This is a genomic window from Streptomyces sp. NPDC054770 (assembly GCF_053611985.1).
Genome location: NZ_JBSHBL010000036.1, coordinates 108,633 through 114,929, shown reverse-complemented (window position 1 = coordinate 114,929; position 6,297 = coordinate 108,633). Strand labels below are relative to the sequence as shown.

The window sequence follows — 6,297 nt, the reverse complement described above, 5'->3', positions numbered from 1 at the left end:
CTGGCGTTGACTTTTGGCACGCTGTTGAGTTCTCAAGGAACGGTCGCTTCCTTTGTACTCACCCTCTCGGGCTTTCCTCCGGGCTTCCCTTCGGTGTTCCAAACTCTATCAGTGTTTTTCCGGCCCTCTGACCACCCGCCCGCAGACATGCGGAAGGTGATCCCGAGTTAGGATCTGACAAGTTTGGGTGCTGCCGAGTGGCCGCGCTTTATCGCGCCGCCTGGTCTCAAGCAGGAGTACGACTGTACACGGAGCCTCGAAGGCCGTGCAAATCGAATAGGGTGGTGGTCTAGACCACTAGCTGGTAGCTTCCATGCGGAACCGCCACTTCATATGACATACGCTGCTGCTCAGTGCCGTCCGGAACAGGTAGTGACGGCCCGTACGCAGCACCACTTCTGGGAGGCTTCCCATGACCACCGTGACGTCCCCGCTCGCAGGACGTGCCGTCGGACTGGCCGCAGTGCCGGATCCGGTCTTCGCCGGGGCCATGGTCGGCCCGGGTACCGCCATCGACCCCGCGCGTGAGCCCTCCGAGGTCGTGGCGCCCGTGGACGGAGTCGTCGTCTCTCTGCACCCGCACGCGTTCGTGGTCGTCGACGGAGACGGCCACGGCGTGCTCACCCACCTCGGTATCGACACCGTGCAGCTCAACGGGCAGGGCTTCGAACTGCTCGTCAACAAGGGCGACACCGTGACCCGCGGCCAGGCCGTGGTGCGCTGGAACCCGGCCGCGGTCGAGGCCGCCGGCAAGTCTCCGGTCTGCCCCGTCGTGGCCCTGGAGGCCACGGCCGACTCTCTCTCCGACGTCAATGAAGACGGCGACGTGAAGGCCGGCGACATCCTCTTCGCCTGGAACTGACTCGTCTCGGACCGACCCCCGCCGCTGTCCCGTCGTACGACGGAGGAGAAGGCGGCGACCACGACAAGACCATCGCGGCGGCGGGACCCGCCGCACTATCGGAGACGGTGAGATGGAGACAACGCTGCGAGGCGTCGGCGTGAGCCACGGTGTGGCGATCGGCGAGGTTCGGCACATGGGAACGGCGGTGCTGGAGCCGCCGGCCAAGCAGATCCCGGCGGAAGAGGCGGAGCGGGAGCAGGGGCGGGCCCGTCAGGCCGTGGACGCGGTGGCCGCCGATCTGATGGCGCGCGGCAATCTGGCGGGCGGCGAGGCCCAGGCGGTCCTCGAGGCGCAGGCCATGATGGCGCAGGACCCCGAGCTGATGTCCGACGTGGAGCGCAGGATCGCCGTCGGCAGCACCGCCGAGCGTGCCGTGTACGACGCGTTCGCCGCGTACCGCGAGCTGCTGGCCGCGGCGGGCGAGTACCTCGCCGGCCGGGTGGCCGACCTGGACGATGTGCGGAATCGTATCGTCGCCCGGCTGCTGGGCGTTCCGATGCCGGGTGTCCCGGACAGCGACGAGCCGTACGTACTGGTTGCGCGGGATCTGGCGCCGGCGGACACGGCGCTGCTCGACCCCACCCTGGTGCTCGGTTTCGTGACCGAGGAGGGCGGGCCGACGAGCCACAGCGCGATCCTGGCGCGGGCGCTCGGTGTGCCGGCCGTGGTGGCGCTGCCGGGTGCCGGGGAACTCGCCGAGGGCACCGTGGTCGCCGTCGACGGCAGCACCGGTGACATCTTCGTGAACCCGAGTGCGGAGAAGAAGGCGGCGCTGGCGGCGGCTGCCGCCGAGCGGAAGGCGGCGCTGTCCGCCTCGACCGGCCCGGGTGCGACCGCGGACGGGCACAAGGTGCCGCTGCTGGCCAACGTGGGCGGTCCCGCGGATGTGCCGGCTGCCGTGGCGGCCGGTGCCGAGGGCGTCGGTCTGTTCCGTACCGAGTTCCTGTTCCTCGACGACAGCAAGAGCGCTCCTTCCGAGGAGAAGCAGGTCGAGGCCTACCGTCAGGTGCTGGAGGCGTTCCCGGAGGGCCGGGTCGTCGTGCGGGTGCTGGACGCGGGCGCGGACAAGCCGCTGGACTTCCTGACTCCGGCGGACGAGCCGAACCCGGCGCTGGGCGTGCGTGGTCTGCGAACGCTGCTCGACCACCCCGAGGTGCTGCGCACCCAGCTGACGGCGTTGGCGAAGGCGGCCGAGGGGCTGCCGGTCCACCTTGAGGTGATGGCGCCGATGGTGGCGGACCGTACCGATGCCAAGGCGTTCGCGGACGCCTGCCGGGCGGCGGGGCTGCAGGCCAAGGTCGGCGCGATGGTGGAGATCCCGTCGGCCGCGCTGCGGGCGCGCTCGGTCCTCCAGGAGGTCGAGTTCCTTTCGCTGGGGACGAACGACCTGGCGCAGTACACGTTCGCCGCGGACCGTCAGGTGGGTGCGGTGTCCCGGTTGCAGGATCCGTGGCAGCCCGCGCTGCTCGACCTGGTCGCGCTGTCGGCGGAGGCGGCGAGGGCCGAGGGCAAGAGCTGTGGTGTGTGCGGTGAGGCCGCGTCGGATCCGCTGCTGGCCTGTGTGCTGACGGGTCTGGGTGTCACCTCCCTCTCCATGGGCGCGGCGTCGATTCCCTATGTCCGGGCGATGCTGGCCAAGTACACGCTGGCCCAGTGCGAGCGGGCCGCGGCGGCCGCGCGGGCCACCGACAGCGCGGACGAGGCCCGGGTGGCGGCTCAGGCGGTGCTGTCCGGCGAGTAGTCGGCGAGCAGTCGGCCCGTGCCGGGCTCGGCTGTCTTTCCAGGGGCGCTCCACCTGCGGGTGGGGCGCCCCTGGTGGTTTCAGTGGTGGTGGCCCGGTGCCGTCTCCTGGTCGCCGAGGTCGGGCGGCGCGCAGTAGTCGACGTCTGATTCCGGTGAGACGAGGTCTCCGGATTCGATGTCGGTGCAGTAGGCGTCGAAGACCTCGCCGGCGGTGAGGGGGGCGAGGTTGCTGCCGCGCAGTCGCCAGCCGTAGACGCGGTCGGGGATGCCGGGGGCGGTGGTGCGCATGACGAGTCCGCCGGGGCTGTCGGTGGCGAGGCCGAGGGCGAGGACGCTGGTGAATTCGAGGGCTTCGGCCTCGTCGAGGTGGGTGGTGCCCGCGCTGTCCTGGTCGGCGTGCAGGACGGTGACGAGGGTTTCGGGTGGTCCGGAGACGCTGCACACGAGGTGCCGGTTGCCTGCCGGGGCGGTGTCGATGATGCGGGTCAGGAGGTGGGAGGCGCGGGTGAAGGCGGCGCGTCCGACGTCCTCGCCGCAGGTGGGGCAGGGGCCGAGGCGGGCGAGGAGGGTGCTGGCGTACTCCCAGGTGGCCTGTCGTACCGCTTCGTCGACGAGGGCGGGGACGAGGTCGGTGAGGGGGCGGCCGTCGTAGGGGACGGTGGCGCCGGTGGCCGCGAGTTCGGCGGTGAAGCGGGTGCGGTTGCCCGGGTTGTCGGGGTCGAGTCCGGTGGCCGTGCAGAACTCGGCGTATTCCTCGGGGTCGAACAGGGCGAGGGTGGTGTGGGTGCCCTCGGCGGCGCGGGTCCTGAGGAGGGCTTCCATCTGGCGGAGGTAGGTGAGGTGGTCGTCGAAGGTGAAGGTGCGGTAGCGCCGCATGGCGCGGAAGTCGTGTTCGTCGGTCAGCAGGCCGATGGTGCCGGCGATTTCGCGGCGCAGGACGCGTCGCATGGTCCGGTGGTCGGTGCGCGCCATGGTTCCCCCTGTCAGCGGTCGATCAATGCTCACTCACAGTAACTGGCGCCACTGACAATGAGGGGTGCGGAAGCCGGTCGCGGACCAGGCGGTGCTGGATTGCGCAGGTCAGGGCGATGAGGGTGCCGAATGCGGTCCAGCCGAGCGGTCCGGTGGCGATGGCGGCGGTGACGGCGAGTGGGCCAATGCTGCGCTGGGCGGACTGGGCGAGTCCGTGGACTCCGAGGTAGGCGCCCTGGGCGGTGCCGGGTGCCAGGGCGACGGAGAGCTCCCAGGAGATGGTGGCGTGGAGCATCTCGGCGACGGTGAAGGCGGCGGCCGCGGCGGTGAGCAGGGCGATGCCCGCGAGGGTTCCGCCGGTGGCGGAGAGTGCCATCGTGATGCCGCCGAGGGCGAAGGCCGCGGAGAGCGGGACGAGGAGCCGGCGGGCGGCCCGGCTGGTGGTGCCGAAGCGGGACAGGGGGACCTGGAGGGCCACCACCATCACGTTGTTGAGGACGAGCAGCAGCGGTGCGAGCCCGTGGGGGATGTGGTCGCTGTGCACGATCCAGAGCGGCAGGCCGACCTTGAAGACGGCGTCGTCGAGGAAGAGGACGGTGTCGGTGGCGACGTAGGCCAGGTAGGCACGGTCGCGCCAGGGGTTGGCCGGCTTCGCGGTGTTCGGCCGGCTCTTCCAGCCGGCCACGACCCGGGAGGGTGAGGGGGGTTCGCCGCAGCGCAGGGTGAGGACGGCGGCCGCGACGAAGGAGAGGCCGTCGCCCGCCAGGAGCCAGCGGTAGGCCGTGGTGGTGCCCAGGGCCAGGGCCGCCGCGGCGGCGAGGCCGCCCAGGGCCCAGCCCGCGTTGGCGACGGTGCGGTTGAGGGCCTGGTAGCGGACGCGCTCGGGCCCGGCGATGCGGGTGGCGTAGAGCTTGGTGAGGACGTTGGCCGCGCGGTCGCCGAGGGCGCCGACGGCCGAGACGGCGAGCAGCAGGGCGTAGTCGTCGGTGGTGAGCAGGGCGAAGGAGGCGAGGGCGCGCAGGAGTTGGAGTGCGATCAGTACGCGGGTGAGGGGCAGCCGGTCGGCGATGCGGCCGCCCAGCGGGGCTCCGGCGATGCCGATCGCGCCCGACACGGCGACGAGGCTGCCGACTTCGGCGAGCGAGAGGCCGGAGACGTAGGTGAAGTACAGGACCGAGACAGATGCCCACAGACCGCTGCCGACGCGGTCGACCAGGGCGACGGCGAGCATTCTGCGTCCGTCGCGGCCTCCGGGTATGCGTCGGGACCGCGCAGTAGCACCGGGCTTCGTCTTCACTGCTCCCCCTTGTCGTCATTCCGCCTTGCCGCCAGTTATGTATTGATACATAATTGCCAACGTGGTAACACAATATGCGGTCACTGGTACGACGGCCAAGGGGATTGCCGCGTCCGTGGAACGGGGCGTGGCAGAGGGCGCGTTGGCTCCGGAGGCGGCGCTGCCGCCGGTGCGGCGGCTCGCGGACGAGCTGGGGGTGAGTCCGGGGACGGTCGCCACGGCCTACAAGGAGTTGCGGCGGCGCGGGATCGTCGTCACGCGCGGGCGGGGCGGCACCGTGGTGGCACCGGCTCCGGCGGTGGCGTCCAGGCGTCCGCCCAGGGTCCCCGAAGGGCTCCGGGACCTGGCCGGCGGGCACCCCGATCCCGCCTTGCTACCCGCCCTGGTACCGCCCTCGCGGCTCTCCCCCGGCGCCCGCTCGCACCGTTCGGCGCCCCGGCTCGCGCGCCTGGAGGAAGCCGTACGCGACTGGTTGGACCCTGACGGCGTGCCGGTGGAGCATGTGACGTTCGCGCACGGGGCGCTGGATCTGATCGGCCGGCTGCTGTCCGTGGAGCTGCGGCCCGGCGACGCCGTGGCCATGGAGGATCCCGGATACCACCATCTGCTCGACCTCGTCCCGGCGTTGGGGCTGCGGATCGTGCCGGTGGCGGTGGACGACGAGGGGATGCGTCCGGAGGCCCTGCGCGCGGCGCTGCGCGCGGGCGTGCGCGCCGTGGTGTGCAGCCCGCGGGCGCAGAACCCGTACGGCGGCTGCTTCTCGGCGGCCCGCCGGGACGCCCTGGCCGAGGTGGTGCGGGAGGAACCCGACGTCCTGGTGATCGAGAACGATCACGCGTCCTCGGTGGCCGACGTCCCGCTGCATTCCCTGACCCGCGCGGGGCTGGTGCGCTGGGTGCATGTCCGGACGGTGAGCAAGTTCCTGGGCACCGACCTGAGGTGGGCGGCGGCCGCGTGCGATCCGGTCTCGCTCGCCCGGCACGACGGGCTGCTGCTTCTGACGTCGGGCTGGGTCAGCCATCTGTTGCAGGACACGGTTCTCGGACTGATGACGGATCCGGGGACGCAGGCGCTGGTGGCACGCGCGCGTGCGTCCTACGTACTGCGCCGCGAGACGCTGGCAGCGGAGCTGGCCGGGCACGGGATCGGGTCGCACGGGGCGAGCGGGATGAACCTGTGGGTGCCGGTGCGGGACGAGTCGGCCGTGGTGAACGGGTTGCGGTCGTACGGCTGGTGGGTGGCGGCCGGGGCGCGCTTCCGGTTGTCGGCCGGGCCGGGGGTGCGGATCACGACCGCCGGCCTGGAGCGGGCCGACGCGGTGCGGCTGGCCTCGGACTTCGCCGCCGTCCTGGGCGAGTCCGAGGCCACCTACGGCGGCTGA

General features: G+C 71.7%; 5 protein-coding genes. 3 read left to right on the top strand and 2 right to left on the bottom strand.

Going from position 1 to position 6,297, the window contains the following annotated elements; genetic code table 11:
- Positions 1 to 412: 412 nt before the first annotated feature.
- Both ACWGKQ_RS28400 and ptsP read left to right on the top strand, forming a co-directional pair.
- Positions 413 to 862 (top strand): PTS sugar transporter subunit IIA, encoded by a 450-nt coding sequence (locus tag ACWGKQ_RS28400; RefSeq protein ID WP_453294806.1) that lies wholly within the window; start codon positions 413 to 415, stop codon positions 860 to 862.
- Between the two features lie 112 nt (positions 863 to 974).
- Complete coding sequence (gene ptsP / locus ACWGKQ_RS28395) at positions 975 to 2,645, top strand: phosphoenolpyruvate--protein phosphotransferase (protein WP_453294805.1); 1,671 nt, start codon at positions 975 to 977, stop codon at positions 2,643 to 2,645.
- Positions 2,646 to 2,725: 80 nt separating this feature from the next.
- Here ptsP and ACWGKQ_RS28390 read toward each other — a convergent pair whose 3' ends face one another.
- Both ACWGKQ_RS28390 and ACWGKQ_RS28385 read right to left on the bottom strand, forming a co-directional pair.
- Positions 2,726 to 3,619 (bottom strand): hypothetical protein, encoded by an 894-nt coding sequence (locus ACWGKQ_RS28390; protein ID WP_453294804.1) that lies wholly within the window; start codon positions 3,617 to 3,619, stop codon positions 2,726 to 2,728.
- 22 nt (positions 3,620 to 3,641) lie between these two features.
- The gene (locus ACWGKQ_RS28385; RefSeq protein WP_453294803.1) at positions 3,642 to 4,850 is read right to left on the bottom strand and encodes an MFS transporter; all 1,209 of its coding nucleotides are present in this window, start codon (positions 4,848 to 4,850) and stop codon (positions 3,642 to 3,644) included.
- Between the two features lie 127 nt (positions 4,851 to 4,977).
- Here ACWGKQ_RS28385 and ACWGKQ_RS28380 point away from each other — a divergent pair, with 127 nt between their 5' ends.
- The gene (locus ACWGKQ_RS28380) at positions 4,978 to 6,297 is read left to right on the top strand and encodes an aminotransferase class I/II-fold pyridoxal phosphate-dependent enzyme (protein ID WP_453294802.1); all 1,320 of its coding nucleotides are present in this window, start codon (positions 4,978 to 4,980) and stop codon (positions 6,295 to 6,297) included.

Excerpts from the sequence above, each read along its gene's own strand:
- ptsP (WP_453294805.1), top strand. The coding sequence starts at position 975 with ATGGAGACAACGCTGCGAGGCGTCGGCGTGAGCCACGGTGTGGCGATC.
- ACWGKQ_RS28400 (WP_453294806.1), top strand. The coding sequence starts at position 413 with ATGACCACCGTGACGTCCCCGCTCGCAGGACGTGCCGTCGGACTGGCC.
- ACWGKQ_RS28390 (WP_453294804.1), bottom strand. The coding sequence starts at position 3,619 with ATGGCGCGCACCGACCACCGGACCATGCGACGCGTCCTGCGCCGCGAA.
- ACWGKQ_RS28385 (WP_453294803.1), bottom strand. The coding sequence starts at position 4,850 with ATGCTCGCCGTCGCCCTGGTCGACCGCGTCGGCAGCGGTCTGTGGGCA.